Annotated in this window: 24 protein-coding genes and 1 tRNA gene; 18 read left to right on the top strand and 7 right to left on the bottom strand. The window is 47.5% G+C overall.

What is annotated here, in order from left to right:
- Positions 1-10: 10 nt before the first annotated feature.
- From FTO70_RS03990 to FTO70_RS04015, 6 genes are read left to right on the top strand one after another with little or no spacing between them, the layout of a single operon-like run.
- The gene (locus tag FTO70_RS03990) at positions 11-259 is read left to right on the top strand and encodes a hypothetical protein (RefSeq protein WP_255334414.1); all 249 of its coding nucleotides are present in this window, start codon (positions 11-13) and stop codon (positions 257-259) included.
- Complete coding sequence (locus FTO70_RS03995) at positions 250-3027, top strand: carboxypeptidase-like regulatory domain-containing protein (protein WP_255334415.1); 2778 nt, start codon at positions 250-252, stop codon at positions 3025-3027. The genes FTO70_RS03990 and FTO70_RS03995 overlap by 10 nt, the downstream gene beginning before the upstream one ends.
- A complete protein-coding gene (locus FTO70_RS04000) occupies positions 3027-3416 on the top strand; it encodes a hypothetical protein (protein ID WP_255334416.1) in 390 nt (129 codons plus the stop codon). The genes FTO70_RS03995 and FTO70_RS04000 overlap by 1 nt, the downstream gene beginning before the upstream one ends.
- A gap of 33 nt (positions 3417-3449) precedes the next feature.
- Positions 3450-3881, top strand: a complete 432-nt coding sequence (locus FTO70_RS04005; RefSeq protein ID WP_255334417.1) for a hypothetical protein — start codon at positions 3450-3452, stop codon at positions 3879-3881.
- The gene (locus tag FTO70_RS04010) at positions 3882-4013 is read left to right on the top strand and encodes a hypothetical protein (protein ID WP_255334418.1); all 132 of its coding nucleotides are present in this window, start codon (positions 3882-3884) and stop codon (positions 4011-4013) included.
- A gap of 4 nt (positions 4014-4017) precedes the next feature.
- Positions 4018-5949, top strand: coding sequence for a hypothetical protein (locus FTO70_RS04015; protein WP_255334419.1), 1932 nt, complete (start codon positions 4018-4020; stop codon positions 5947-5949).
- Positions 5950-5951: 2 nt separating this feature from the next.
- On the opposite strand, the gene FTO70_RS04020 is transcribed toward FTO70_RS04015, so the two are convergent.
- The 3 genes from FTO70_RS04020 to FTO70_RS04030 all read right to left on the bottom strand — a co-directional run bounded on the left by FTO70_RS04020 (position 5952) and on the right by FTO70_RS04030 (position 8203).
- On the bottom strand, positions 5952-7142 hold the full coding sequence (locus FTO70_RS04020; protein WP_369694327.1) for a tyrosine-type recombinase/integrase: 1191 nt from the start codon (positions 7140-7142) through the stop codon (positions 5952-5954).
- A gap of 70 nt (positions 7143-7212) precedes the next feature.
- Positions 7213-7298, bottom strand: a tRNA-Ser gene (locus FTO70_RS04025).
- A gap of 146 nt (positions 7299-7444) precedes the next feature.
- Entirely contained in the window at positions 7445-8203 is a 759-nt protein-coding gene (locus FTO70_RS04030) for a peptidylprolyl isomerase (protein ID WP_255334421.1), read from the bottom strand.
- Between the two features lie 951 nt (positions 8204-9154).
- On the opposite strand from FTO70_RS04030, the gene nikR reads away from it, so the two are divergent.
- Both nikR and FTO70_RS04040 read left to right on the top strand, forming a co-directional pair.
- Positions 9155-9574: a nickel-responsive transcriptional regulator NikR gene (gene nikR / locus FTO70_RS04035; protein ID WP_255334422.1), complete on the top strand. Its 420-nt coding sequence runs from the start codon at positions 9155-9157 to the stop codon at positions 9572-9574.
- Between the two features lie 110 nt (positions 9575-9684).
- Entirely contained in the window at positions 9685-10932 is a 1248-nt protein-coding gene (locus tag FTO70_RS04040; protein WP_255334423.1) for a calcium/sodium antiporter, read from the top strand.
- A 177-nt stretch (positions 10933-11109) separates the two neighbouring features.
- Here the strand turns inward: FTO70_RS04040 and FTO70_RS04045 are convergent, their stop codons facing one another.
- Entirely contained in the window at positions 11110-11322 is a 213-nt protein-coding gene (locus tag FTO70_RS04045) for a hypothetical protein (protein ID WP_255334424.1), read from the bottom strand.
- A 197-nt stretch (positions 11323-11519) separates the two neighbouring features.
- Complete coding sequence (locus tag FTO70_RS04050) at positions 11520-11921, bottom strand: ACT domain-containing protein (RefSeq protein ID WP_255334425.1); 402 nt, start codon at positions 11919-11921, stop codon at positions 11520-11522.
- A 230-nt stretch (positions 11922-12151) separates the two neighbouring features.
- Here FTO70_RS04050 and FTO70_RS04055 point away from each other — a divergent pair, with 230 nt between their 5' ends.
- On the top strand, positions 12152-13066 hold the full coding sequence (locus FTO70_RS04055; RefSeq protein ID WP_255334426.1) for a DMT family transporter: 915 nt from the start codon (positions 12152-12154) through the stop codon (positions 13064-13066).
- Positions 13067-13118: 52 nt separating this feature from the next.
- Here FTO70_RS04055 and FTO70_RS04060 read toward each other — a convergent pair whose 3' ends face one another.
- Positions 13119-13310, bottom strand: coding sequence for a hypothetical protein (locus FTO70_RS04060; RefSeq protein ID WP_255334427.1), 192 nt, complete (start codon positions 13308-13310; stop codon positions 13119-13121).
- Positions 13311-13447: 137 nt separating this feature from the next.
- Positions 13448-13663, bottom strand: a complete 216-nt coding sequence (locus FTO70_RS04065; protein WP_255334428.1) for a winged helix-turn-helix domain-containing protein — start codon at positions 13661-13663, stop codon at positions 13448-13450.
- 732 nt (positions 13664-14395) lie between these two features.
- Between FTO70_RS04065 and FTO70_RS04070 the strand changes: the two genes are divergently transcribed.
- From FTO70_RS04070 to FTO70_RS04110, 9 genes are all read left to right on the top strand, one after another.
- Entirely contained in the window at positions 14396-15862 is a 1467-nt protein-coding gene (locus FTO70_RS04070) for a sodium:alanine symporter family protein (protein ID WP_255334429.1), read from the top strand.
- A gap of 886 nt (positions 15863-16748) precedes the next feature.
- A complete protein-coding gene (locus tag FTO70_RS04075) occupies positions 16749-18125 on the top strand; it encodes a sodium:alanine symporter family protein (RefSeq protein WP_255334430.1) in 1377 nt (458 codons plus the stop codon).
- Between the two features lie 207 nt (positions 18126-18332).
- The gene (locus tag FTO70_RS04080; RefSeq protein ID WP_255334431.1) at positions 18333-19625 is read left to right on the top strand and encodes a COG1361 S-layer family protein; all 1293 of its coding nucleotides are present in this window, start codon (positions 18333-18335) and stop codon (positions 19623-19625) included.
- A gap of 76 nt (positions 19626-19701) precedes the next feature.
- Positions 19702-20907, top strand: a complete 1206-nt coding sequence (locus FTO70_RS04085; RefSeq protein ID WP_255334432.1) for an ABC transporter permease — start codon at positions 19702-19704, stop codon at positions 20905-20907.
- A 15-nt stretch (positions 20908-20922) separates the two neighbouring features.
- Complete coding sequence (locus tag FTO70_RS04090; protein ID WP_369694328.1) at positions 20923-21741, top strand: ABC transporter ATP-binding protein; 819 nt, start codon at positions 20923-20925, stop codon at positions 21739-21741.
- A gap of 246 nt (positions 21742-21987) precedes the next feature.
- Positions 21988-22416 carry an ester cyclase gene (locus FTO70_RS04095; RefSeq protein WP_255334433.1) on the top strand — a complete coding sequence of 143 codons (429 nt, stop codon included), beginning with the start codon at positions 21988-21990 and terminating at the stop codon, positions 22414-22416.
- Positions 22417-22433: 17 nt separating this feature from the next.
- Positions 22434-22649 carry an ATP-binding cassette domain-containing protein gene (locus FTO70_RS04100; RefSeq protein ID WP_255334434.1) on the top strand — a complete coding sequence of 72 codons (216 nt, stop codon included), beginning with the start codon at positions 22434-22436 and terminating at the stop codon, positions 22647-22649.
- Between the two features lie 463 nt (positions 22650-23112).
- Positions 23113-23994, top strand: a complete 882-nt coding sequence (locus FTO70_RS04105; protein ID WP_255334435.1) for a hypothetical protein — start codon at positions 23113-23115, stop codon at positions 23992-23994.
- A 15-nt stretch (positions 23995-24009) separates the two neighbouring features.
- Positions 24010-25020 (top strand): MoxR family ATPase, encoded by a 1011-nt coding sequence (locus tag FTO70_RS04110; RefSeq protein WP_255334436.1) that lies wholly within the window; start codon positions 24010-24012, stop codon positions 25018-25020.
- Positions 25021-25100: the final 80 nt, after the last annotated feature.

Genomic DNA, 25100 nt, shown 5'->3' on the forward strand with positions numbered 1-25100 from the left:
GGTGGTCTAAATGGGATATGTCGGAGCCTGGATAAAAGTGATGGTTGGCCTCTTCATCCTGGGAGCCACTTTCATCTTCAATCAACCGATTTTTGACTTCCTGTTTGCGTTAGGTTGGGCAATGGGAGGAAATGCAGCACACACAGCTGACACGATAGATGGAGAGCTGAGATATCTTCCTGTATTGATTTCGCTGTCGCTGATTCTTTGGGGATTCATAGAAGCTACTCGTTCAGAAGGGAACAGCCTATGGAAATGAAATGTCTCTTCTATCTCTTTCTCCTTTTTTTCCTGTTATCTACAGCAGCAACAGCCAACGCATTTGAGGACACAATCGAACGATATGAAAACAGTTATGCCGATTATTGGTCAACGAGTTCGTCACTAAGCATAAGTGGTGGAGTTTTAACAAGTTCTTCGGTGACCGTAACTGCGGTTCCTGACCCTAGAGGGATTGCAAACACCGCACTGAAATTATATGCGACTTCAACTGACGGGAATGGCTACTCATGCATATACTGTAATATACGAACAAATGGAATGAATTTTCCGCAGGACTATTTTGCTTTCACCCTGATCGACGGTCCGACCACTTACGGATATACAGGGACCACGTCTTACGAACTCCAACGAGGATTATACATATATGTCTATCAGTCCGGCACAAGCACTAAAATGGCAACATATCATTCCATGACCACGACGGACGAGACCAAATATGAGGTTATCCAAAGTGGATCTTATTTTGATATATATGGGAATGGGGTATTACTGGGGAGCATTGCGAACAGCTATCCCGCATACACTGGCGGGATCGACATAGGTATTTCGATAGGGAACGCACTCGCGGCGCCATCTAGTACTCGCACCGCAACGTCTATTGTGTATCTTGACGATTTTACAACGGGTTCCTGCATCGGCATCCCCGATACCGTCACTGAATCGAGTGATACAATTACGTTCACGTGGTCTGAGCAATTGGCTCGCTCATATCCCGATTCATCGCATGACATCACGCTATATTCAATCACCGGGACAAAACCCGGCGAAATCTCGTCATGGACAATCCCAGGTGACAGCACGGGGGGCGGAGATGAGGCGGGGTATATTGTTGCAAACAGATTAGACACATTTGGGGAAAATTTTGGATTGTGCCTGCTAGAAATAACCCGGGGATCTATAATTTTAGCAGATACTTATTTTTATTACTCTCAGCTCTCAAACCCTGGAGTTTACCCAGATGTTCTTTTTTATGGGGGTTCAGATGTCGCTACAACGATCCAAGATGACGATCTGACAGGGGGCGATGTCGATGCTGGAGATCATATATATCTGATTCCAGCCGAAGAAGACGGGACATATAATTTCACATATACAATACAGGGCACTCCGTATGCATTTGAGGCCGATCTGGAAATCATATATGGAGCAGAAACAATCAATTCTACCACTTTCTCATTTTTGAATCTATACCATCCCTATGAAATCTCTCTTGATGGGGGGCCCATTTCAGATAATGCTACAGCAGCATCCGGTTCATTCCTGTTCCTAGGAAACCTTTCAGATGGAGATTCTCTAAGCGTGGATGACGATTGCTATGAATTCGATGACGAGGGAAACATATCTGCAGGAAACCTTATCGTCTCGCTGAACTCGTCAGATTTGAACTCTACAACTGAAAATCTACTCTCTGAAATCGTCGCGAATGGAACAGCTGACGTATCCGCGAGCCTTTCATATTTGGGGAACTGGACCCTGCTCCTGACAGCTAACACTCTCGGGCATATTGGGAACTTGATTCCTATTTCAACTACTGCAGAAAACATAACGGCCAGCGGACCATTTCTTTCAGGTGGTACAGATTATCCGGGAAAAACATATGGTGAATCTACCTGGTCCTACACAGTCACGGATTGGACCAATCTCACAACCCACATATTTTCATTCACCCCGGACCTTACGATGCCGGGGATATATGGATATGTGAAGAATTCAGCCACACAGGACCCAATACAATCTGCCACTGTAACAATTTCTAACGGGACCGTGACATACTACATCATGACCGACGAAAACGGTATGTACCTCAAAACCACAGGACTTTCACCCGGGCAATATACAGTTTCAGTGGCTAAGTCCGGATATACAACTGCGGTGCCATCGTATACAGATTTCGTGACAGAAGGGGCCACTACCAGGCAGGACCTCTACCTGGATATTGAGTCAGGAGCTGGGATATATTACGCTCCGCATGACGTGCTTTATACAGTATGGGAATATTGGTATTCCGGAGAAGGGCTCTCTGGAGTCTCATATCGCTGTTATGACAACGAATCCGAGCTCATCAAATCAGGGACAACGGACGACAGAGGCTCATTTGTAGTAGAGGATATGGACCAGGGAACCAGGTACAGGATTGACCTGGTGTATGGAGAACAGACGTACACTGAATATTTCGAGCCTGGTTTGAGCGAATATATTATTGTGCTCAACAAAGGAAACATAGTTCATGAGTACTACAATGATTGGCTGAACCTCACATATTCTGAGGGACCGGGATCCACAACAGTCCTATATACAAGCACAAAAGCAGTGTCGTCAGTCTCCCTTGCCGCTACAGCTACAAACGGGACTGAGGTATATTCTCAGACGAGCACGGAGGATAATGGCAATTTCACTTTTTCTTATCCGGAAGGTGACTATCTCCTGCAGTTCAGAATTCAGACTGAGGACGGCAATTCTGCAGCTCAGTCCTGGGCTATCAGTTACTCTGCCTCAGTGGACCTGGTCCCTGACTCATACCCGGCCTGGCTGAAAAATCTGATTTTTGTGGCCATAATATTGATTTTCCTTATGGCATTCGGAAAGGGGCGGAGTGACGTTTCTTGCGGGTCTGCTGCGGTGCTGACGAGCCTGGGGTATAAGCTGGGCTGGCTGATCTGTTCATTTGGGTTTGTGGTCTTGGTGTGGATCGTTGCGCTGGGTGGGATATACCTGCATCAGAAGAGGACCGGAGGGGTGGGCTGATGGCAGATAAGTTGAAAGGATATGCTTTTTCTATGATGCTGCTTCAGCTGTCCCTGGTGCTGCTCGGGCTGACTGAGGTATATCCATTTTCCCTTGAGATTGCAGGGTTCGATGTCTATGGAGACATTACGGAGACTATGACCAGCATTCAGACCATGTTTTCTGGAATTGCAGAAAACGGAGTATTGACGAGTGTTGCAATTTCAGGGATGGTTTTGCTGATGGGCGTGAAGGTTGTCTTGGAGTTCGCCCTGATGGTCATAGTAGGTACCTATCCTATTATGACGGCAATGGGCTTGCCTGGGACCTTTGCCTTACCTATCAGCCTGTTCTTTGGAACTGTGGCAATTTACGGGCTTGCTATGAAGCTCCTGGGGAGAGATGGATAATGGATTATTTCCCGGGAAATATTTGGAGGATTTATGGCCGGCTGGAATGATTACAACAGGACGGAGGCTTTCCAGAGCCTCGATAACCTGCGGGAGAATTTTTCATATCAGTACAATATTTCGGACTACCCTGCAATTCAAAACATGACAAATGCCAGCGCAGCTGATGACCCGGCTGCAGCTGCGAACTCTATTTTAACGCCTGTGAATTCGTTCTGGGCTTCACCTTCGCTGTATGGGTCCTGGTTCTACGTGGTCCTGATTATCATCACTGTAGGGATCATCTATGTGAAGAGCCAGAGCCTGCACAGGACCTGCATAGCTATGTTGTTTATGAGCCTCCTGGCGGTTGCTCCGGAAGCTGTAGGGGTGATCTACATTCCATACCAGGCTTTGTATATGCTGTATGTTTTCACGGCTGTGAGCCTGACAGGGGTTCTGTATACGTTCTGGGTTGGTGATTGAATGGGCAAGAAAAAGAAATTTGAGATACAGGTAGATAGGATCCAGGACGTAGAGGTCAGGGTCCTGGACCGTGACTATAAGCCGATGGGGGATTTTACCCTGAATGATTTTATGAGGAAGTTCGTGCGGTGATTGTTTGTCATATGTTGGTTCAGACGGAAAGGTACATGTTTCATTGAGTGAAGCTGCAGGGGGTCATGCGGCCCAGACGACAGCCAGCAGAGACTCACAAGGGAATATTGTAGGGTCCTCTCGAGGATCGGAATATGCGAGAGCTCAGGATGAGATCCGGAGGTCCGGATCCAGAGGGTCTGGAGGGTCTGGCAGCACATACAACAATCCTTACGAGAGATCCCCCCAGGAGGTTGAACGGCAGCAGTCTATAGTTTCCGGGCTTCGGGATCTAAAAGAAAGTGGGGCGTTTGAACAAAAATCCAGTTTCTCGACTGTAGTAAACAGAGATGTCGGATGGTCAGTTAGAACAAACCCGCAAATGACACCTGCAGCCAAGGGAGAATCAAAAATAAGTGGAAAGTTCAGGCCGATAGGTGGGAACGTTTATGGGTTGCCAACGAGGGCAGCTGATAAAACCAATCCTAATTTTTGGCTGGAGGAACACAGCCCGGAACCTGTGAAAGAGATAGGGCGAGCTTATTCACAGGGATACGCTGCAGGAAAGGGGCAGGAATATTCATTACGGGGATTACGGGCCCCAAATGTAGCACCTCGGAGTATGAGTACATATTCATTTTCTCAAAAAGCAAACGCTCTAGCTTCAGGATATGACCAGGTTCAAAATGCAATATTAGGCAGACTCCCTGCAGGGACCACCAGAGATGTACTTACAGGAGTGACAAACGTTCCTGAATGGGCAATAGGGGCCGTAGGCGGCATTCCTTTCGGTGTAGAAACAATCGCCAGAAATCCTACTACTATAAAAGATTCCATTGGGTTTGGCCTTGGGTTAATGGCTGGCGAAACCGTAACAAAAGCAAAGGAGCATCCAGGAGAACTGGCAGGGGAACTGGTAGGTGGATGGTTATTAGGTAAAGCCGGTGGATCAGTAGAAGCAAAAGTTAAACCGGGATTATCAAAAACTGGATTTAATAACTTTTTAGAGGATACTCGAGGAACAGCAGGCGTAAACGTATTTAAATCAACTGACATATCTCAGCCAAGACCTGCAATCACACCAAAAGAAAAACTAGAAACATATATAGTATTCGGCGACAAAATAATTCCAGAATCCTCTACGAGAATATCAAGTGTTAGGCTTGCAGATGATGTAAAATTAACCCCGGAGATGGAGGAAGTGCTATTCGGAAAACCTAAACCCCAGGTTGAGGAGAATTTCCATATCTCAAGCATCAAACTTGCAGATGATGTAAAAATAACTCCAGAGATGGAGGAAGCATTATTTGGAAAAGTTCCAGCTTCACGTCAGCCCGAACTATCTACCGAGCTTTTGGATGCGAGACTTAAAAGAGATATATTCAGCCCTGAAAACACGGCTCCAACAGCATACACTATAAGTAGCATTAGAACTGGAGCAGAGACATCCCAAATAAATGTGATTTTTCCGGTATTGACAAGTTCTCGTGTTTTTTCTGTCCGGGAACTTACAGAAGTTCCACATATTGAGGCTGAAACACTTCAGAGACAGGAAAACGAATATGAAGACATCTATATTCCTCCACTGGTAACAGTCCCACAACTGGAGGCTAAAATGCCTAAGGAACAAGAAAAAGGAGGTATCTATACTCCACCAGTTCCTACAGTTCCTGAGCTTGAGACGGAGATGCCTCAGGAAGCTGCAGTTCCAATCATAGGACACGTTCCGGAAATATCAGAAATCCCTTCCAAGGGAAATATTCCAGAACCTCCGAGAGAAGAATATTATTTTCCTTGGAGGCCGACATCTAAAATGAAATTACCTGTATCAATAGAAGATTCCCTAAATGTTATGCTCCCCACAGAAAAACCAAAACGCCGAAAAACAAAACCTGGCGAACTTTCAAATAGATATGGAGATCCGTTTGATATAAAAATAAAAATTCCAAAATTATAAAATTAGTTTGATTCAGACCTCCCGAATTTGGAAAATAGTTCTCTTGCAGCATCACTCTTCATTACCAGCTGTAAAAGCTCTGGTATTTTATTTTCTATTTCGTTGATCTCCTGGAGGGTCTGCTGATCAAGGGGATGACCACAGCGAGTACAGAACTTTGAGGTAGGACCATTGATCTTTTCACATATAGGGCAGGGCTTACTGGTAAGTTCTGGAAGCATGTCCTCTTTTTTCTTCATTCCATAGATCCGGAGCATTGCATCATCTACCTGCTTCCCGGAAAGGTGTACGTACGTTGCCGGCATGTTCGAGCCATGGACCCAGCCCAGGTGGGCTTCCATTTGAGCTTCTGTCAGATGCTGGGCGAGCTCTGTACTCCTGGAATGTCGGAATAGATGGTTATGGACTCTCTTTTTGATGCCTGCTTTTTTCGCTGCATTCTTGATGATCTTTGTAAGTGCAGCATACTGCATCTGTTTCTTTCCTTTCCCTTTCCCTCTGAGCATAACGAAAATGTATGCTTCAGGGTTCTCCTTGTCAGAATGAACATCAAGCCATGCTGCGAGATAAGGCACTGAAAATATGACCCTTACTCTCCGGGCTCCCGTCTTTCCCTGTACCGATAGGACAGCTCCAAACTGGTCGAAATTTACGTTTTTGATCTGGAGCCCTCCGAGTTCACCGATCCGGCAGCCAGAGTCATACAGAATCGCTATAATTGCCTTGTCGCGGGTGTGGTCGGCAGCTTCTATCATCCGCTTGATTTCCTCTTCAGTAAGCAGGTTGTCAGGAAGCTTTCTTGCATTCATTTTGACGGTAGTCTTTACCCATGCGGCAGCATTGTTTTCTCCCTGCAGCCATGAAAAAAAACGCCGGATTGTGACTTTATAGTCCCTTTTGGTCCACTCGGCCAGGTCAGATCTTTCTATTCGCGCTACAACAGCCTGGATATCCAGCCGGTCCATTTCAGAAAAATTTTTGCCGTTGATCTCCTGAAACATCTCTGCCAGGGTATTCAGTTGCATTAAGTATTTCAAAACCCGAATAGTTTTAATGCCTTCAGCAAAAAGGTAATTTTCGAAATCCAGAATTGATTTCTTGTTAGCTTCAGAATAAGTAGCGTCCTTTATGCGCGACTCAAGGTTGCGCAACCCTTTGTTGTTCTTATAATCATAAATGCCCATATATATCATTCACCCGGTATTGAAATAAAAATAGATACCAAGTCAATTGAAAGTAATGGGCTTTGAACTTAGGGAAGTACGCTGAGGAGGAGATTCGAACTCCCGCAGCGCGTGAGCACTACCGGTTTTCAAGACCGGCGCCGTAGTCCACTTGGCTACCTCAGCATGTTGAATGAAGGATTCAGGTAAATGTTTCCCGGCATGATTCCTTTACGCTCCGGGAAGCATATACCCTGAACCCGATTATTGTATATAAATTTTGCGAAGAGAAGAACTCTTCGCAGGTCTTTTTTCAGTTCTGATCGGTATGATCAGTTTTCGGCTTCTGCGTTTTCTTCAGCGGCAGCCTCGGGAGCTTCTTCGGCTTCAGCTTCGGCTTCCTCGGGGGAGGGCATGGGGATTTCGGGTTCTGCAGTGAGCTTTTCAATGAGCTGGATTTCCTTGAGGCCAGCGTACTTGAAGAGTTCGGTTGCGACCCTGTTCTTTGCCATGAGCCAGCGCTGGTTGAAGGTCAGGCCGGTGGGGATGCCGATCTTTACTACGCCGTCTTCGATTTCGACTTCCATTTCACGGAGGCCGGTGTAGAGGGCGAGGAGGCCCTGGACCTTTTCAACGTCTCCTTCGAGGACTTTTTCAATGGTGTACTCGTAGTTGACGACCTGGCCTGCGAGGGGGCTGTTGAAGTCTACGGTAGCCCTGCGGCCGATGACTCTGGTAACCACACCTCTCTTGCCGTCGATCTCAACGCCCATGCCGGGGTAGACTTTCCTGTCTTCGAACTTTGTGACAGAGACGGTCTCGATGAGCTTGGGGTTGCTCGGGCCGAATGCCTTTTCGGGGGGGATCTCCACATTACCGGTGTAGCCTGCTTCCTTTCCTTCGAGGTCCTCGTCAAGGCCGTCAATGGTGTGTCCTGCCCCTACAATAATAACGTCTCCGCCGTAAAGGCCGCGGGGGCTGAAAATTTCTTCCTTTTTTGCAAGTTCTTCGTCGGTTGTGTCAAAAACCTTGCCGTCTACAAACTTACCAGTGTAATTTAACTTTATGAAGTCGCCTTTCTGGATTGCCATAATTTTTCAACTCTTTCATTATATTAATTAAATTTGATGAGCAGGTAAATCACGCTGTATCAGCTAAATCCCTGAACTTTCATAGTAAATGTGTCTCACGCTATAGAACTCTGCCTTTAATAAGCTTTTTGGGGTTCAGCCCCTTAACGTCAACCGGGGCATTCATTCCCAAAGTTTTTTACTCAGATTATGGTTTTTCTAAAAAAGGCATACTGCTGCCGTTTACCTTCCCCGGGAAAGGGTCGCCGGGTTTGAAAGCAGGACTTCACATCCTTTGCGTTTCCTTATCCTGCCCGGCCCTCCCGCGGCTCCCCCGGGCTTCCGCACGGCGCAGCACCGCGCTGCAGCGTGAACTCATTTAAATGCCATCTCATCCGGCATCATGGACTCCTATTCTCCTCTCCTTTTCAGGGTCCGGTTCCGAATCCGGTTCCGAATCTGGTTCCGAATCTGGTTCTGAGTCCGGTTCTAAGTCCGGTTCTAAGTCCGGTTCTAAGTCCGGTTCTGAGTCCGGTTCCGAGTAAGGTTCAGGGGCGTCCTGTGTCCTCTCGGGGAAGTCCTCTCCCTCGCAGAGGGCTCCGCAAATGTGAAAGTCCCCGCCGAAGGCAGGTCTGCTTTTTGCAAGAGCACGAAGCTGCAGGGCTCATGCCATACATTCAGGGCTCATGCATACAGGCAGGCACGGGTGCTTATTTCTGCCAGGCCTTGTTATTAATATATAATTATATAATATTTTATTAATATACAGTTCTCTAATAATAAAAAATGTTACAGAATATGTAAAAAAATATTAAATATAACCTCTGACCATTATACTTCAGGGGATTTTCCGGGCTCTATTCATGATTCCTGAAGTTTTTACCGGCCGTTGGGATTTTTTATTCTTTCTGCGTTCGGACAGGAAAAACCCGGGAGATGAACAATTTTCGGTATTCTTTCCGGAGGGGCAGTATGGAAAAGCAGCTCATGAGGATAGGGATCTCTCTTCCGGGAGATCTTCTGGAAAATTTTGATGATATTATTATGGAACGCGGCTATTCTTCTCGCTCTGAGGGGATAAGGGACGCTATCAGGACTTACAACCAGCACTACGAGTGGATGCAGGAAATTCAGGGGAGGCGGGCAGCAACAATTTCTCTTGTGTACGATTGTTCCAAGAAAGGGGTTTCCAATGCCCTGGCAACAATCCAGCACGATTATACGGACCTGATAAATTCCAGCGTGCGTTTCCATATTGAAACCGAGTCCTGTTTTGAAGTCATCATCCTTGACGGGGAAGGAGAGCAGATAGTAGAACTGGCCGAAAAAATCCTGAGCCTGAAAGGAGTGAAAAACTTAAAGCTTACAACAATCCCCAAGACCGAGAAATAAAATATCCCCTGCGCCGAGCGCTCCCTTCTTCAACTTTTTGCTGCAATCAGACCCGAATATCCCCCTGATTGGAAGATACTTTTAAATAAAGCCGGATTCACATCATTTCTGTGCTCACAACAAACCTGATTCTCCTTTTAGCAGGCCTTATCCTCCTTGTCAAGGGTTCAGATTTATTTGTGATGTCCTCTTCAGCTATCGCAAAAAGGCTTGGAGTCTCAGAATTCATAATAGGGCTGACCCTGGTCTCAGTAGGGACCTCGGTTCCCGAACTTGCCTCCTCTCTGTTTGCATCTTTTCAGGGGGCCAGCGGAATTGTAATAGGGAATGTTATCGGGTCAAACATTGCCAACATAGGCCTGATCGTGAGCACGGCTGCCGTCCTCTCAAAAGTGAAGACCGAAGAACTGATGCTGAGACGGGACGGATACATAATGTTCTTTGCAGCTGTCGTTTTCTACCTTTTTTCCCTGAATTTCGAGATTTCAAGGCTCGAAGCCCTCGTTTTTCTTTTACTCTATGTCTCTTACATACTTTTCCTGCTCGATAAAGTACGCAGGCATAAAGAAGACATTTATTTCAAGGATTTTCTGAACTATTTTTTCAAGTTTGAATATATCTTCGATTTAAAGGCAAGGATCGAGACCGGGATAATGGGGAGAATTGAAGACAAAAGAAGAATGGAAGAAATTAATAAAATAAAAGAAGGGGAGAAAACCGGAGATCAGGAAAGAATCGGAGCTCAGGAAAGAATTGGAGATCGGGAGAAAGCCGGAGATCAGGAGAAAATGGCAGAATGCAAAAGTCCCGAACCTGAAGAAGGAAACCGGGAAGAAATAAACCGGGAAAAAACAGAAAACAGTGGAAAGAGAAATAATGAAATTGAAAACGAATGCCGTCCCGGAGGCAGCCTTCCGGTAGAGGGGCTCAAACTGCTTGCAAGCGGGATCGCCATTATAATCGGGGCCCGGTACTTCATTGACGAGTCCATCTTCTTTGCCAGGCTCCTGGAAATCCCGGAAACCCTTATAGGAATGAGCCTTGTTGCTGTCGGGACCTCCCTTCCGGAATTGATGGTCACTGTCTCGGCAGCCCGCAGCGGTTATGCAAATATCGCTATCGGTAACGCAATCGGCTCTAACATAACGAATATCTTTTTGATTCTGGGCTGTTCCGCGCTTGTCTATCCCCTTAAGGTAACGGGATTAAGTGTTTATTTCATAGCGCCTTTCATGCTCTTTATAAGCTTCATACTCCTTTTTTTCATCTGGACTGGCTGGGAAATAAAAAGGTTTGAAGGACTTATCCTCCTCCTGCTTTATTCGGGGTTCATGGTTCTGCTCTTCCACCTCAGCTGAGGACCTGCCTGAATAAACCCGGGACCTGCACGAATAGACCCGGGAGCTGCTACCGATACCTCAAATATCTCACAGGTGCCTCCGATACCTCCGAAACCTCGGATACCTCACAGAGACCCCGGATACCTCAGGTACTCAGATCAGGAAACTTTTCGGGGAAGTTATCCCCGGAAGGAATTAGAACTCTCCTCTCAGCTTTTTGTGAACAAGGACCTTCATTATCAAAAAGGAGACTGCCGAGATCAGGAGGGCGGTAATCAGCACCATTGATAGGCTTTCCGCTTCCGCAAACCTGAACATGAGCACAAAGAGGATGCAGATCAGCAAAAGCCCCACAGCGAGGATAGGGTAGATTGACAATTCTTTTAGTTTTTCCATCAAATTATCCATGTTCCCAAGAACTTCCTGATACATATTATATTTTACCAAACATTTTCTTCCCTTTAAGATCAATCAGGCTGGCAAAGAACTGCAAAAATTTTACCAGTAAAGCTCTCCATAGTTCTCCATCATGCTCTTTCCAGAGCCATTTGCCTCAGGGTCGTTATCTCAGCCCATCTGCCCTCATACGCTAAACCAGAAAAATCTCATTTCAAAATCCTGTATCCGGCCCCTTCTAGCGCATCCACTGCATTTTCCAGGTCTTTTTCCCTTATCAGGATATAGTCCGTGTCATAGGTTGAAACGGCAAATATGCTGATCCCGCGTTCAGCCAGGACCAGACTGAGTCCTGAAAGGATTCCAGTAAGTGTGAAATCAAGCGGGCCTTCTACTTTAAGGCAGTTCCATCCTTTTTCACACTTGACCCCTGCGGGAACGCTCTCTTCGGGGCAGACGACCGAAAGCTCATTCCCGGTTTTAGTGATTGAATAAAAATCGCTTTCCAGAGCCCATCCCGGGACGCCGGCTTCCCTGTCCAGCCTGCAGACCCCTAAACTGCCTTCAAGGACGCTCAGCGTAAGTTTGCTCTGCTTCATTCCGGGTTCCATATTCGGATTTGATTTCGGATTCAGTTTTTCACCTCTTATTTATTCAGCCTGTTTTATTCAGCCTGTCTCTGCGGGCCTTTCTTTGTGTATTCTTTTCCAGCCTTTCCAGCCTTTCCAGCTTTTTCAAACTTTCCAGCCTTTTTCGCATGCATTTTTTTCAGTTTTTCCGGCATACATTTCATTTTGAATATAATAAAATATTTATGCACCGCCTTCTTAAGGGGGAGGTCATGAATCAGGGACCCGGAAAAGCCCATCTCGAAGTAGCCCTAGCTTGCATGATTTATGGGATGGCAGGCCTCTTCCTTGCCCACATCAACGGAATGGGAACGGGAGCGGTTCTTTTCTACGAGATGCTTATAGGGCTTTTGACCATCCTGGTCTACCTTGCAGCCAGGGGGAGGCTTTCGGAACTCCGGCTCGGGGGAAAAAAGGGCTATCTTTTCCTCCTGGGCGTGCTTATCTGCATAACTTTCTTCAGTTACTTTACGGCAATCAGGCTTACCTGCGTCTCCGTAGCCGTGCTTTTGCAGTACACATCCCCTATCTACGTGACCCTCCTTTCGCCCCTGATACTGAAAGAGAAGGTGAACTCCAGAAGTTACCTGGCCCTCTTACTGGCCCTTGCAGGCGTGTTTCTGGTGGTCAGGCCGGAAAGCGGCTTTTCAGGGCTCGAATTGGAAGGAAACTACCGTACAGGGCTCATGTTCGGGCTGCTCTCCGGGCTTGCATATGCAGCCGTGATCCTCAATATCCGCTACCTGAAAGACGAGTACCCCGAAATGGCCGTCGCCTTCTGGCCCCTTGTGGTAATCGTCCTTTTAACGGCCCCCCTGGCCCTTGAAGTGCCTGCAAAAGTGGTGTTAGAAAATCTTGAAGTGCTCCTGCTCTTCGGGCTCATTTCCGGAGGGCTCGGGGAAATCCTGTATACGGAAGGCCTTTCCGGGGTCGAAGCGCAGGTCGGGAGCATCCTTGCCCTGGTAGAACCGGTCTCAGGGATCTTCTTCGATTTCATTGTGCTCGGGGTTTCCCTCTACCTCAACACCTTCCTGGGCTGCGTGCTGATCCTTGCAGCAGGGCTCCTAGTCAGCCTGGAAAACTTCCGCGGAATCTCCGGAAATGTCAATCAAGAATCGGAGACCTAGCGAATACCGTAATTATTCCTGAACCCTTAAGTGTCTCAACCCTAGACGTTCCTTATTCCAGCCTTTCCGGAAATGATACAATGAGTGGATCTCTCTGGGCCTGGTCCTTGTCCCTGCCAGCGGCTATATATTCCTTTGCCGGAAGCTCCTGCAGGATCACTCGGGAAAAAGAGTCCCGGAACTGAGAGAGAAGACCCTGAAGGTCATGCAGCTCGGCTCTCTGGCCTATCACCGGAATCCTCATTTGAATGAAAATTAATTTTTCATCCGGATTTATTCCCTCATCCGGATTTATTCCTTCAACCGGATTTATTCCTTCAACCGGATTTATTCCTTCAACCGGATTTATTCCTTCAACCGGATTTATTCCTTCAACCGGATTTATTCCTTCAACCGGACAGACCACTTGTTGGTTGTCTTGTCGACATTTATTTTGTCTTCCCTGGCAAGCCAGCCAACAGCCATCAAAGCCATCTGGGTATCGAAACCATTGGTGCTCAGGTGGGTTTTAATCTGGTTCAGGCTGCATTCCCCGTTTTCAAGCCTGTGGTACAGCACTCCGGCAGCTTCCCCTATTTTGAGATTCATATCCTCCATGTATCTTTCACCTTTTCAGATTCTTTTATAGTAGTGGACTGTTCGGTAATGAACTGTTCGGGTAATGAACTGTTCAAGTAATGAACTGTTCAAGTAATGAACTGTTAGGGAAAATACAAGCCCTGTAAAAAATACTGAAGTATGTCAGGCCAAACGAATGATATCTCGAAGAATTTCCCATCATATTTCCCATCATAATATGATGAATATCTTATATAGAGTATATCCCGAAGGGCGAAAAACGGTACACATCTATTATAAAATAATTTCGGTAAAAATTCTAATTATTTTAAAGGAGTAAATCAAATTTAGTTTATAACTCCGTTAAGCAGGATTTTGAAACAATCCTTTTGAATGTGTTTTTGAAAGTGAATGATCTCTGTCGTATTTTTAATTAAATATATTTATTTACTGATTAATAAAAAAATCAATGCGCTTAAATATCATAGTTTTTAATTATTGACTATTTTTAGTGAGATCTTTAAATAAAACGGTTGTCGGCAGAGAGACTCCGCCTTTTTCCGCTTTCGGATCAAGTAGTTTCAACCGGTTTCAACCGGGTCCAATTGATTTAGACTAATGTAATTAATTTCAGCTAACTTTGCATCATTTACATTAATGTTACCAATCTAACGTTTCCGAAAGGAATGGAGCCGCCTGCTTACGTTAAGGTTTCCGGATATTTACTGTTTCCGGACTTCTCATCATGTTTATTTTAAAGATGTGGTTCCAATGGTAGTAAGTTCAATATTTGAGTTGTTCAACTCTGCAGAAATAATCTCCCTTCTGAACAGTATCGACAGCCTTGTCTGGGGTCCCCCCCTCCTCATATTGCTCGTGGGGACCGGGGCATACCTGACAATCAGATTGAAGTTTTTACAGGTGTCTAAGCTGCCCCTGGCATTGAAAGATGTGGCTCGCTCTCGAAAAGTTGATAAAAGGGCTCAGGGAGACGTCTCAAGCTTTGCAGCGCTCTGTACGGCGCTTTCGGCAACTATCGGGACAGGAAATATTGTCGGGGTCGCAACTGCTATCGCAAAAGGAGGGCCTGGTGCTCTGTTCTGGATGTGGCTTGCAGCCTTCTTCGGGATGGCGACGAAATACGCAGAAGCCCTGCTTGCGGTCAAGTACAGGACTGTTGACGAAAACGGGCAGATGTCCGGCGGGCCGATGTACTATATCAAGAACGGCCTCGGGCACAAGAGCTACAGCGGAATCCTTGCCAAGCTCTTTGCCTTCTTCGGGATCTGTGCAGCCAGTCTCGGGGTGGGCACCTTCACCCAGGTAAATGCAATCGTGAAGTCCGTGGAAATGACCTTCGGGGTCCCGGGTGTAGACACTGCAGTTGTGGTGGCCCTCCTGGTCGCCCTTGTCACAATCGGCGGGATCAAGAGCATCTCCCGGGTTGCCCAGCTCCTTGTGCCTTTCATGGCAATCGCCTACGTGCTCGGCTGCCTTGTGGTCATCGCTTTCAATATCGAAAACCTGCCTGCAGCTCTTGCTCTGGTCGTTAAGAGCGCCTTTACCCCGACTGCTGCAAGCGGTGGGTTCCTGGGCGCAGGCGTCATGCTTGCAATCCAGATGGGAGTTGCCAGGGGTATCTTCTCAAATGAGTCAGGCCTCGGAAGTGCCCCGATTGCCGCAGCCGCAGCCAAGGTCAGGGAACCTGCCAAGCAGGGCTTGATCTCCATGACCGGGACCTTCTTTGACACCATCGTCATCTGTTCCATGACCGGGCTTACCCTCATCCTGAGCGGGGCCTGGACAAGCGGCGCAAGTGAAGCCGCCTACATGACCAACAACGCCTTTTCAGCCGTCCTCCCGACCGCAGGCACCTACATCGTAACCATAGGCCTGATCTTCTTTGCCTTTACGACCATCCTCGGCTGGAACTACTATGGCGAGCGCTGCACGGAATACCTGGTCGGCGTAAAAGGGATCCTCCCCTACAAAGCCGTTTACGTCTTCTTAGTAGCAGCCGGCGGTTTCCTCTCAATCGAAGCCGTCTGGATCATAGCCGATATCTTCAACGGGCTCATGGCCTTCCCGAACCTCATTGCCCTCCTCGCCTTAAGCGGGGTCGTCGTAAAAGAGACCGAGAAGTACCTGAAGTCTCTCGAAGCAAAGCCGGCAGGCATCGGAGCACATGCAGGCGCTCATGCCCCCGAAGCCGTGGCAGCAGCCGAAGAAGAAGAGTGAAAAAGACTTATTATGAAAATAAGGTCCTCAGGGACCTTTCTTTTTTACTTTTTACTTTTTACTTTTTACTTTTTACTTTTTTCTCGAAGGAAAAAAACAATGATTCCAGTGACTTTTCAAGTTGCCAGACTAAAAACGGCCGTATCAATCCTGTCGTTGCTTGAAATGGCCCTGATTTGTGACCGGGATCAAAACCAATTTCAAATTTCAAATCTGGTTTTTATTTTCATATCGTATCGTTCCCATGGCCCTCAACGCTTGCGAAGCAAGCGGCGTTTTCCAAAATTACTGAGGAAAAGTGTTTGCAAAATAAAATGTTGGCTTAAGGAGCCCTGAACTCTTATTGACATGTTATAAATGGTTTTTTAGACATACCACTTCAATTAGACATACCACTTCAATTAGACATACCACTTCAATTAGACATACCACTTCAATTAGACATACCACTTCAATTAGACATACCACTTCACGGAAAATTAAAACCCTGAGAAAAGATCCCTGATAAACCTGAAAATGCCCATATTCAGTCATTAAAATATGTTTTTTATTCAGTCATTAAAATATGTTTTTAAATTATTCAAGTATACTTTTTCATTCATTTTAATGCCTTTTTTAATCATTCAAATATACTTTTTGGAAAAGGCCGTCTGCTTCGCAGACGGTGAGAGCGTCGGTACCTGAAAAACAGATCAAAAAAGGTTTTTTTGAATTTGCATACCCATCTCTTGTTTTTGCCATCTCCTGTTTTTGCCAGATCATTTTTGAAATCGTACATCCTTTCAATAAAGGGCAGCAAAGGTCAACGTTTAAAGCCAACCTTACACAAATAATAAGTGGGGAACTTGTTCTTATTGTTCTTATCTTTCAACCGGGGCTGGGTTAAATGGAACTGCTGGGAATGGACGTACTTGAAGTTTTGACGAGGGTGGATAGCTTTGTCTGGGGGCCGCCTCTTCTGGTTTTGCTGGTGGGGACAGGGATTTTCCTGACTGTCCGCCTGGGGCTGATCCAGGTTTTCAGGCTGCCGCTTGCCCTCAAATATGTCATGAATTCGAGGAAATTTGAGGAGGGTGTCCTGGGAGACGTTTCGAGTTTTGCGGCGCTCAGTACGGCGCTTTCGGCAACCATCGGGACGGGAAACATTGTCGGGGTGGCGACTGCGGTCAAGACGGGAGGGCCGGGGGCGCTGTTCTGGATGTTTCTTGCGGCTTTTTTCGGGATGGCGACTATGTATTCCGAGGCTCTCCTGGCTGTCAGGTACAGGACCGTGGACGCAAACGGGCAGATGTCGGGGGGGCCGATGTACTATATCAAGAACGGGCTTGCAGGCAGGTGGTACAGCAAAGTGCTTGCAGCGCTCTTTGCCGTTTTCGGGCTTAATGTGGCGCTCTTCGGGATCGGGACTTTCCCGCAGGTAAATGCCATCGTGGACTCTGCCCGGATTGCTTTTGACATCCCGGAAGTTCTGACTGCGGCCATTGTGAGCCTGCTTGTGGCTTTTGTGACCCTTGGGGGGATTCGGAGGATTGCGGCTGCGGCGCAATTGATGGTGCCTTTCATGGCGGTTGCTTATGTGCTGGGCTGCCTGATTATCATCGGGCTGAACCTTGACAAAATCCCTGCAACTTTTTCACTTATAATCAGTTCAGCTTTTACCGAAACCGCGGCAAGGGGAGGGTTCCTGGGAGCCGGGGTGATGCTTGCTGTCCGGATGGGGATTGCCCGGGGGATTTTCTCAAACGAAGCCGGGCTCGGGAGCACTCCCATTGCAGCCGCGGCCGCAAAGGTCAAGAAACCTGCAAAACAGGGCATGATCTCCATGACCGGGACCTTTTTCGATACCATCGTCGTCTGTGTCATGACCGGGACCGTGCTCATCATGACGGATTCCTGGACCGGGGATCTTGAAGGGGCTTACATGACCAGCTACGCCTTTTCCACCGTGCTTGAGGAAGCCGGGAGCTACATCGTGACCGTGGGACTGATCTTCTTTGCCTTCACCACCATTATCGGCTGGAACTATTACGGGGAACGCTGCACGGAATTCCTATTCGGGGTCAGGGGGATTCTACCTTACAAGATTCTTTACATCCTGATCGTCGCCTCCGGGGCCTTCCTGACCCTCGACGTCATCTGGGTCCTGGCTGATATCGTTAACGGGCTCATGGCCTTTCCGAATCTTGTAGCTTTGCTGGCCCTGAGAAAAGTGATTGCCGCCGAGACAAGGGAGTACTTCGAGGACCTGGAACAGGGCAATTGAAACAGGGCAATGCAAAAAAGAGAATACAACCTGATGCCGGTTGTAAATAAAGTGCAACGGTTATAAGCAATTCAAGCAGATTGTTATCCAGGAAGTAAAATCAGAAAAAGGATTAGTCCCACCTATGGGGAAGAAGTTTGTTTCAGAAGTTTGTTTCAGAAGTTGTTTCGCCTATCATCCCACCAACCAGGAAAAGGATTGTTACCCATGAAGTCAACCTATCCGGAAAAAAAACCTCGGGCTGTGAAGAAAAACACAGGCCCTTCAGCTGCCTTCCGTTCAGTGTTTGCAGCAGTGATTATTGCCGTCCTTCTGGCCTTCCTGGCCGCCCCGGCTTCTGCTGTCGTCATATCAGGCGACACCCACCTGAATATCGAAGTTGCGGAAATCACCCCTAACCCGGCAAGGCCCGGAGAAGACCTGCTTATCAGGATCAACATTGAAAATACGGGAAACGAACCGGCTGAGAACGTGAAAATCGGGATAGAAGAGCAGTACCCGTTTATTTTTAAGTACAGCACTTCACAGGTTTACGGCTCCGGGACCAATACCGAACGCATCTTTAGGATTGAGCAGATCCGGCAGCGTTCAAAGGTCGAGCTTAACTTCCATTTCCGTGTGGACGAAAGGGCCAAATCCGGGGTCCGCCAGCTTGAGTTCACAATCGAAGACGGGGACGGGGTTAGCTTTTCGAAGCGGATCCCGATCCGGGTAGATGGAAACCCTGACCTTGTGCTCACCGGGACCGGGATCATTCCGGTAGATGTCGAAAGCTCAGCTTCCGGTGCCCTGGTCCCGGGGCAGTCGTTCCAGCTCCTGACCACGGTTAAGAATGCCGGGAACGGAAACGCAAAAAACGTCCGGGTAATCCTTGACCTGAACGGCTCTTCCCCTATCATCCCCCTGGAAGACAACGTCTTTTTCCTCGAAGCCCTGGAAGCCGGAAGCTCGGAAAACCTCTCGTTCAAGCTCCTGCTGGGCAGCAACGCCGAGGTGCAGCCCTATAAGATCCCGCTTCGGATTACCGCCTCAAACGAAGCCGGGACCATGCAGATCGACAAGGCCCAGGAAATCGGAATCAACGTGCTTAACCAGGCGAAAATCAACATTGCAAGCCTGAAGTTCGATCCCGAAATGCCTGTGAAAGGGCAGCAGGTCTCCATGATCCTTCGGCTTGAAAACGTCGGGGAAGGAGAAGCCCGTTTCGTGAAAGCCAGGCTCGAAGGGCTTGAGGGTTCCGGAAGCACGAATGCCTTCCTGGGCAGGCTCGACAAAGACGACGATGCCCCCGCAGTCTTTACATTTATCCCGGAAAAAACAGGGGAGCAGGAAGTCACTCTGCTTGTCGAATATGAGGACGATTTCGGGGAGCACCAGCTTAGCGAGGGTTTTTCTTTCAACGTGATTAATGATTCGAACAGCAAAGTCCCGCTCATTGCCGGGCTTTTCCTTGTCCTTGCAGTTGCGGTCCTCTACATGAAAAAGAAAGGAAAGCTCTGAGGCGAAAACTCCGGGGCAGGCTACATAGAATACTACATAGAATGCTGAATAAAATAAATGAGCAGGATGCCTGATTATGCTTGAAAAAGCTAAAGTCTCCTTCTTCCTTGCCGGCCGCTCCATAACAAGGGGCAATAAGGGGATTACGATCTTTACGGTCTTTGTCCTGACCCTGATCTTTTTGCAGCTCGTGCTCTTTTCGAGCATGCTGGCCGGGGTTACGCTCAAGTTTAACGAGCTTATGGTTGACTTCCAGACCGGAAACGTCGTGGTCGAGCCAAAGGAAGAGGAACGCTATATCGAGGGCGCATCAGCCCTCCAGAAAAAGATCGAAAGCCTCCCGCAGGTGGTAGGGACCTCAGCCCGCCTGAAGACCTCGGGAAACTTCCGCTACAAGGAAAAGGAAATGGGAGCCACGGTTTACGGGATTGACCCCGGGGATGAGACCTTTGTAACAGGCCTCGAAGATGCCGTCATAAGCGGGGAATTCCTGAGCCGGCCCGACCGCGGCGAGGTAATCCTGGGCAGGGAAGTTTCGGGAGGTTACGGGGCCTTGATGGAATCGAGGTCTCTTGGCGGTGTGGAAGTTGGGGACACTGTGGAACTTACCATAAGCGGAAAGACCCGGGAGTTCAGGGTCAAGGGGATCTACAGCACCCTCTTTTTCATGGCTGATGCCGGTGCCTACATTAGCCGGGCTGACATGGAAGAGATGCTCGGTGTGGAAGACCTGGACCTGGCTCACGAAATAGCCGTCAAGACCACTGAAGGTACGGACGAGTATGAGACCCGCACAGCCCTCCTCTCCCTGGGCATCAGGGAAAACATCCGCACCTGGCACGAATTTGCAGGGATCCTCCGCCTGATCGAAAATACCCTGGGCCTGGTCCGGAACATTATGAATGCAATCGGGCTCCTGATAGCCTTTGTGATTATCTTCGTGGTCATCTACGTAAATATCGTCAATAAAAAGCGGCAGATCGGTGTCCAGAAAGCCATCGGAATCGAGCAGAACGTGATCGTGCTCTCCTTCGTGCTCCAGGCAATGCTCTACGCAGGCACAGGAGTCATCCTGGGTTACTGCTTCATGCGCTTCGGACTTGCCCCCTACACGGTAGCCCACCCTGTCCAGATCCCCCTGGGGGAAATGAGCCTGAAGTTTGACGATGCCGAAGCCATAAACCGGGCAGTCCTTCTCTTCCTGGCTTCAATAGTCGGCTCGGTTATCCCCGCCTACAAACTGGCCGAAAAAGACCTGCTGGACCTTATATGGGGCAAATGAGAGGGAGGCGAAGGCATGGGAAATGGAATGCAAACAGAAACGGAAAAAGAAGTTGGAAAAGAATTTGAAAAAGAATTTGAAAAAATCGGAACTGAAAACATAGCCGATAGAAAAAAAGAAGCCGGAGCTGAAATTGAGATGAAAACTCCCCCTGAAAAAACCGGGGACGTCATAATCGAAGGCATCGATATCGTCCGCACCTTCAGGATGGGGGAAGTGCAGGTCCGGGCGCTTCGCGGGGTTTCCGTAAAAATCCTGCATGGGGAATTCATTGCCATCATGGGCCCGAGCGGTTCAGGCAAGACCACCCTCTTAAACCAGCTCGGCCTCCTCGATACCCCTAACTCCGGAAAAGTGATCATCAACGGAATTGACACCTCCCTGATGTCCGACAAAGAAAAAGGCAAATTCCGCCTCCACAACCTGGGCTACGTCTTTCAGGACTACGCCCTCCTCCCCGAACTCAACGCTTCCGAAAATGTCTACATATCCCTCATGATGCAGGGCAGGAGCAAAGCCGAATACGAGTCTGCAGCCGCAGAAATCCTGGCCGCTGTCGGCCTGGGCGACCGCCTTGCCCAGCTCCCCTCCAAAATGAGTGGCGGGCAGCAGCAGCGCGTCTCCATCGCCAGGGCTCTTGCCCACAAGCCTATCATCCTCTTCGCTGACGAGCCCTGTGCAAACCTGGACTCCCAGACCTCAAAGGAAGTCCTCGACCTGTTCAAGAAGTTCAATAAGGAATACGGGCAGACGATCGTGATGGTCACGCATGAGGACTGGCATGCTGCATATACTGACAGGGTAATCAGGCTGAAGGACGGAATGTTAGAGTAATAAATAGAGTACAAAACAGAGTACAAAACAGAGTGCAAAACAGAGTGCAAAACAGAGTGCAAAACAGAGTACAAAACAGAGTACAAAACAGAGTACAAAACAGAGTACAAAACAGAGTACAAAACAGAGTACAAAACAGAGTACAAAACAGAGTACAAAACAGAGTACAATCAACATTTTTTGGAATTATCAGTGGATATTGGAAATGAATCAATATTACCTTTGTATTTTAAAAAGTGAGGAAAAATGTCTACAGAAGAGAACAAAGCAATAGTTCGCCGATTCTTTGAAGAAGGGCCATCTAAGGGAAATCTAAAAGCTGCTGACGAGTTGCTGTCACCTGATTTCGCTATGTACACGCCTCTTCCTGCGTCTCCGGGAATTGAGGGTATACATGAAGTAATTACCACATGCAGGGCCGCCTTCGAGCACCTCAGTGTTACAATTGAAGATATGATTGCTGAAGGCGATAAGGTGGCTGCTCGTTTCACAGCTCATGGAATACATAAAGGCAATTTCATGGGTTTACCGGCTACAGGCAAACCGATAACCATGACTGGCATAGAGATCTTTCGAATTAAAGACGGTAAGATTACTGAACTATGGGCTGAGGCTAACCTTTTGGGTCTGATGCAGCAGCTAGGTATCTTTCCTATGCCTGGAGACCAGGGTTAAATGTCATTACCTCTGCGATGCTGGCTGCCTCTGGGCTTGAAGACAGGTTGAGACAGTTTCCCTCCAAAATGAGCGGCGGCCAGCAACAACGAGGCTCCATTGCCAGGGCGCTTGCCCACAACCCTGGCATCCTCTTCGCCGACGAACCCTGTGCAAACCTGTATTCTAAGAACTCAAAGGAAGTTCTGGACCTTTTCAAGAAGTTCTATACGGAAAAGGGAAGACAATCGTAATGGTTACGCATGAAGACTGGCACGCTGCATATAGTGACAGGTTTGTCAGACTGAAGGATGGGGTGGTTGTGGATGAGAATGTGTGAAAATGCGAAAAAGGTAAAAATTAAAAAGGTGATGTGAAAGATGGTAAAGGTGAGAAAAGCATTCTTTTTTAAAAATATGGAATTAAACACATTCTCTGATATAAGATTAGATGTCAGATATTACATTATATTCAAAAATTAATATATTCTTTTTTTTCAGTAAAGTTGCATTGAAAGAATGCCCGGAAAACGGGCACCAATGTATTAAAGAATTAAAACTGTTTGTTTATATTCATTAAATATTTACTTGCTCTATATAGTGGCAGGATTGGTTTTTCATCTGGAAATATATCCGATCAATAATGAAATTGTTAGTAAAGTTCTTTTAGTAACATCTACAATATAATTACCAAATTACAACCGTGGTTTGAGATTATATGCTTGTTATATCCCTGCTGGATAAATACAAAAAATACCTGAGGTGGGCGTATCGTTTCCTCGGGTTTTTACAAACGGCCGAAAAATTTGCCCTGCTGCTCCTGCTATTGATCTTATTCAACGGGTATAAACTTGTCCGCTATTTTCCCGAACTGAATATGTTTGTTAGGACCCAGGCCTACACCGACCCTTACCTGTTTAACATCTTTATAATGGCCGCGGAAGCAATGGTCTTGACCCTCATTGTGACTCTTATTGCCGGCATTATTCGCAGGATGTTCAGGGATACAATAACACTTGACCTGGTCACCAGGCTCGAAAGGAATTTTCCCGAACTCAGGACAAAACTGAGTACTGCTTACGATAACAGGCAGAACTTCAACATAGTTACGAAGAAACTGCTTGAAGACGTGCACAGGCAACTTGCCGGCATCAGCATAAACAAAGCAGCCCCGCGCAAACAGATCTTCAGGTCGCTCCTGATGCTCCTGCTGGTTTCCGGAGCAATCATTTTCTGTATACACGAGGGCTTCAGCTTTGATTTATCGCCTGGAAAGCTGCTGGATGAGATGATGGAAAACATCCCTACTTTACGAAGTGAAACCACATTTGACGAAGAATATGAGAAAGAAAGCGCCCCGGATATGATCTATGACCTGGAAGCTCTCATCATAAAGAATGGTGAACAGGTTGAAATGGAAATCAATCCGAGCCTCGGGCTCGGGTTCACAAGCAAGGTCGATATGGATAGTGAAAATGAGTTCGGGGGAAGTTCGGAAAACTCAAACGATACTTTCAGGTACAGCCAGACATATTCGGAAAACCTTCCCGAGGAATATGAGCCGATGATAAAGCAATACTTTGAAGATCTTTCGTCTTAAGAACGGTGTTTTAATATGAGAGGAGAACAGGAAATTCAGCTGGAAGATTCGGAACTTGACTTAAAACCTACTTATGAGAGGGCCCCGGAGATTTTCGAAGTCATCTTTAAAGAAATAGGCAACGCTATCGTCGGCCAGGAAGAGATGATCCGGCAGATCCTCATAGCCATGCTGTGTGAAGGGCACGTCCTGGTCGAAAGCAATCCGGGGCTGGGAAAAACCCTTACCATATCCACAATTTCCCAGATTATGAATATGAGGTTCAGCAGGATCCAGTGCACGCCTGACCTGATGCCTGCGGATATCACGGGCACCGACATCATTGAAGAAGACGATAAGGGGGGCAAACGTTTCCAGTTCAAGGTGGGCCCCGTCTTTGCAAACATCGTGCTTGCAGACGAGGTCAACCGGGCGTCCCCAAAGACCCAGTCTGCCCTGCTCGAAGCGATGCAGGAAAAACAGGTCACTGTGGCAAACACGACCTATTTGCTGGACAAGCCTTTTTTTATCCTTGCAACCCAGAATCCGCTTGAAATGGAAGGGACCTATGCTTTGCCCGAAGCCCAGCTTGACAGGTTTTTAATGAAAATCCTCCTGAAATATCCTGACCCGGACGAGGAATTCGAGATCGTAAACCGTTACGCCGAGTCCTTCAGGCCGACTGTCCGAAAGTGCATAGACAAACAGACCTTCCTCGAACTCCAGCAGATAACCCGGAGGATCCCGATCTCCGACAAACTCAAGCGATACGCAATTGATATCGTGAACCGGACCCGGAACATGCCGGAACTGATTGAAGCGGGTGCGTCTCCGCGTGCTTCAATTGCCCTTATCCTCTGTGCAAAGGCAAACGCATTTCTCGATAACCGGAAATACGTCGACAAAGACGATATCGACTGCATGACCCTTCCGGTCCTCCGCCACAGGCTCATCCTCTCGTTTGATGCTGCCAGGGACAACGTTACCAGCGACGAGGTCATAAACAGAATCCTGGCGGATAGAACAATTAGCTCGGCTCTGCAGTGATATAGCTCATGTGAGATCGGGATAAAGCACGCAGGAGATCGATAAGTGCTCGGTAGATCGGGATAAAGCACATCGTGAGA

The sequence above is a fragment of the Methanosarcina sp. KYL-1 genome (assembly GCF_024372725.1).
GTDB lineage: Archaea > Halobacteriota > Methanosarcinia > Methanosarcinales > Methanosarcinaceae > Methanosarcina.

Excerpts from the sequence above, each read along its gene's own strand:
- nikR (WP_255334422.1), top strand. The coding sequence starts at position 9,155 with ATGGAAAAGCAGCTCATGAGGATAGGGATCTCTCTTCCGGGAGATCTT.
- FTO70_RS03995 (WP_255334415.1), top strand. The coding sequence starts at position 250 with ATGGAAATGAAATGTCTCTTCTATCTCTTTCTCCTTTTTTTCCTGTTA.
- FTO70_RS04105 (WP_255334435.1), top strand. The coding sequence starts at position 23,113 with ATGCTTGTTATATCCCTGCTGGATAAATACAAAAAATACCTGAGGTGG.
- FTO70_RS04020 (WP_369694327.1), bottom strand. The coding sequence starts at position 7,142 with ATGATATATATGGGCATTTATGATTATAAGAACAACAAAGGGTTGCGC.
- FTO70_RS04045 (WP_255334424.1), bottom strand. The coding sequence starts at position 11,322 with ATGGATAATTTGATGGAAAAACTAAAAGAATTGTCAATCTACCCTATC.
- FTO70_RS04095 (WP_255334433.1), top strand. The coding sequence starts at position 21,988 with ATGTCTACAGAAGAGAACAAAGCAATAGTTCGCCGATTCTTTGAAGAA.
- FTO70_RS04070 (WP_255334429.1), top strand. The coding sequence starts at position 14,396 with ATGGTAGTAAGTTCAATATTTGAGTTGTTCAACTCTGCAGAAATAATC.
- FTO70_RS04005 (WP_255334417.1), top strand. The coding sequence starts at position 3,450 with ATGGCCGGCTGGAATGATTACAACAGGACGGAGGCTTTCCAGAGCCTC.
- FTO70_RS04030 (WP_255334421.1), bottom strand. The coding sequence starts at position 8,203 with ATGGCAATCCAGAAAGGCGACTTCATAAAGTTAAATTACACTGGTAAG.
- FTO70_RS04085 (WP_255334432.1), top strand. The coding sequence starts at position 19,702 with ATGCTTGAAAAAGCTAAAGTCTCCTTCTTCCTTGCCGGCCGCTCCATA.
- FTO70_RS04050 (WP_255334425.1), bottom strand. The coding sequence starts at position 11,921 with ATGGAACCCGGAATGAAGCAGAGCAAACTTACGCTGAGCGTCCTTGAA.
- FTO70_RS04080 (WP_255334431.1), top strand. The coding sequence starts at position 18,333 with ATGAAGTCAACCTATCCGGAAAAAAAACCTCGGGCTGTGAAGAAAAAC.
- FTO70_RS04065 (WP_255334428.1), bottom strand. The coding sequence starts at position 13,663 with ATGGAGGATATGAATCTCAAAATAGGGGAAGCTGCCGGAGTGCTGTAC.
- FTO70_RS04075 (WP_255334430.1), top strand. The coding sequence starts at position 16,749 with ATGGAACTGCTGGGAATGGACGTACTTGAAGTTTTGACGAGGGTGGAT.
- FTO70_RS04060 (WP_255334427.1), bottom strand. The coding sequence starts at position 13,310 with ATGAGGATTCCGGTGATAGGCCAGAGAGCCGAGCTGCATGACCTTCAG.
- FTO70_RS03990 (WP_255334414.1), top strand. The coding sequence starts at position 11 with ATGGGATATGTCGGAGCCTGGATAAAAGTGATGGTTGGCCTCTTCATC.
- FTO70_RS04090 (WP_369694328.1), top strand. The coding sequence starts at position 20,923 with ATGGGAAATGGAATGCAAACAGAAACGGAAAAAGAAGTTGGAAAAGAA.
- FTO70_RS04055 (WP_255334426.1), top strand. The coding sequence starts at position 12,152 with ATGAATCAGGGACCCGGAAAAGCCCATCTCGAAGTAGCCCTAGCTTGC.
- FTO70_RS04000 (WP_255334416.1), top strand. The coding sequence starts at position 3,027 with ATGGCAGATAAGTTGAAAGGATATGCTTTTTCTATGATGCTGCTTCAG.
- FTO70_RS04110 (WP_255334436.1), top strand. The coding sequence starts at position 24,010 with ATGAGAGGAGAACAGGAAATTCAGCTGGAAGATTCGGAACTTGACTTA.
- FTO70_RS04010 (WP_255334418.1), top strand. The coding sequence starts at position 3,882 with ATGGGCAAGAAAAAGAAATTTGAGATACAGGTAGATAGGATCCAGGAC.
- FTO70_RS04100 (WP_255334434.1), top strand. The coding sequence starts at position 22,434 with ATGCTGGCTGCCTCTGGGCTTGAAGACAGGTTGAGACAGTTTCCCTCC.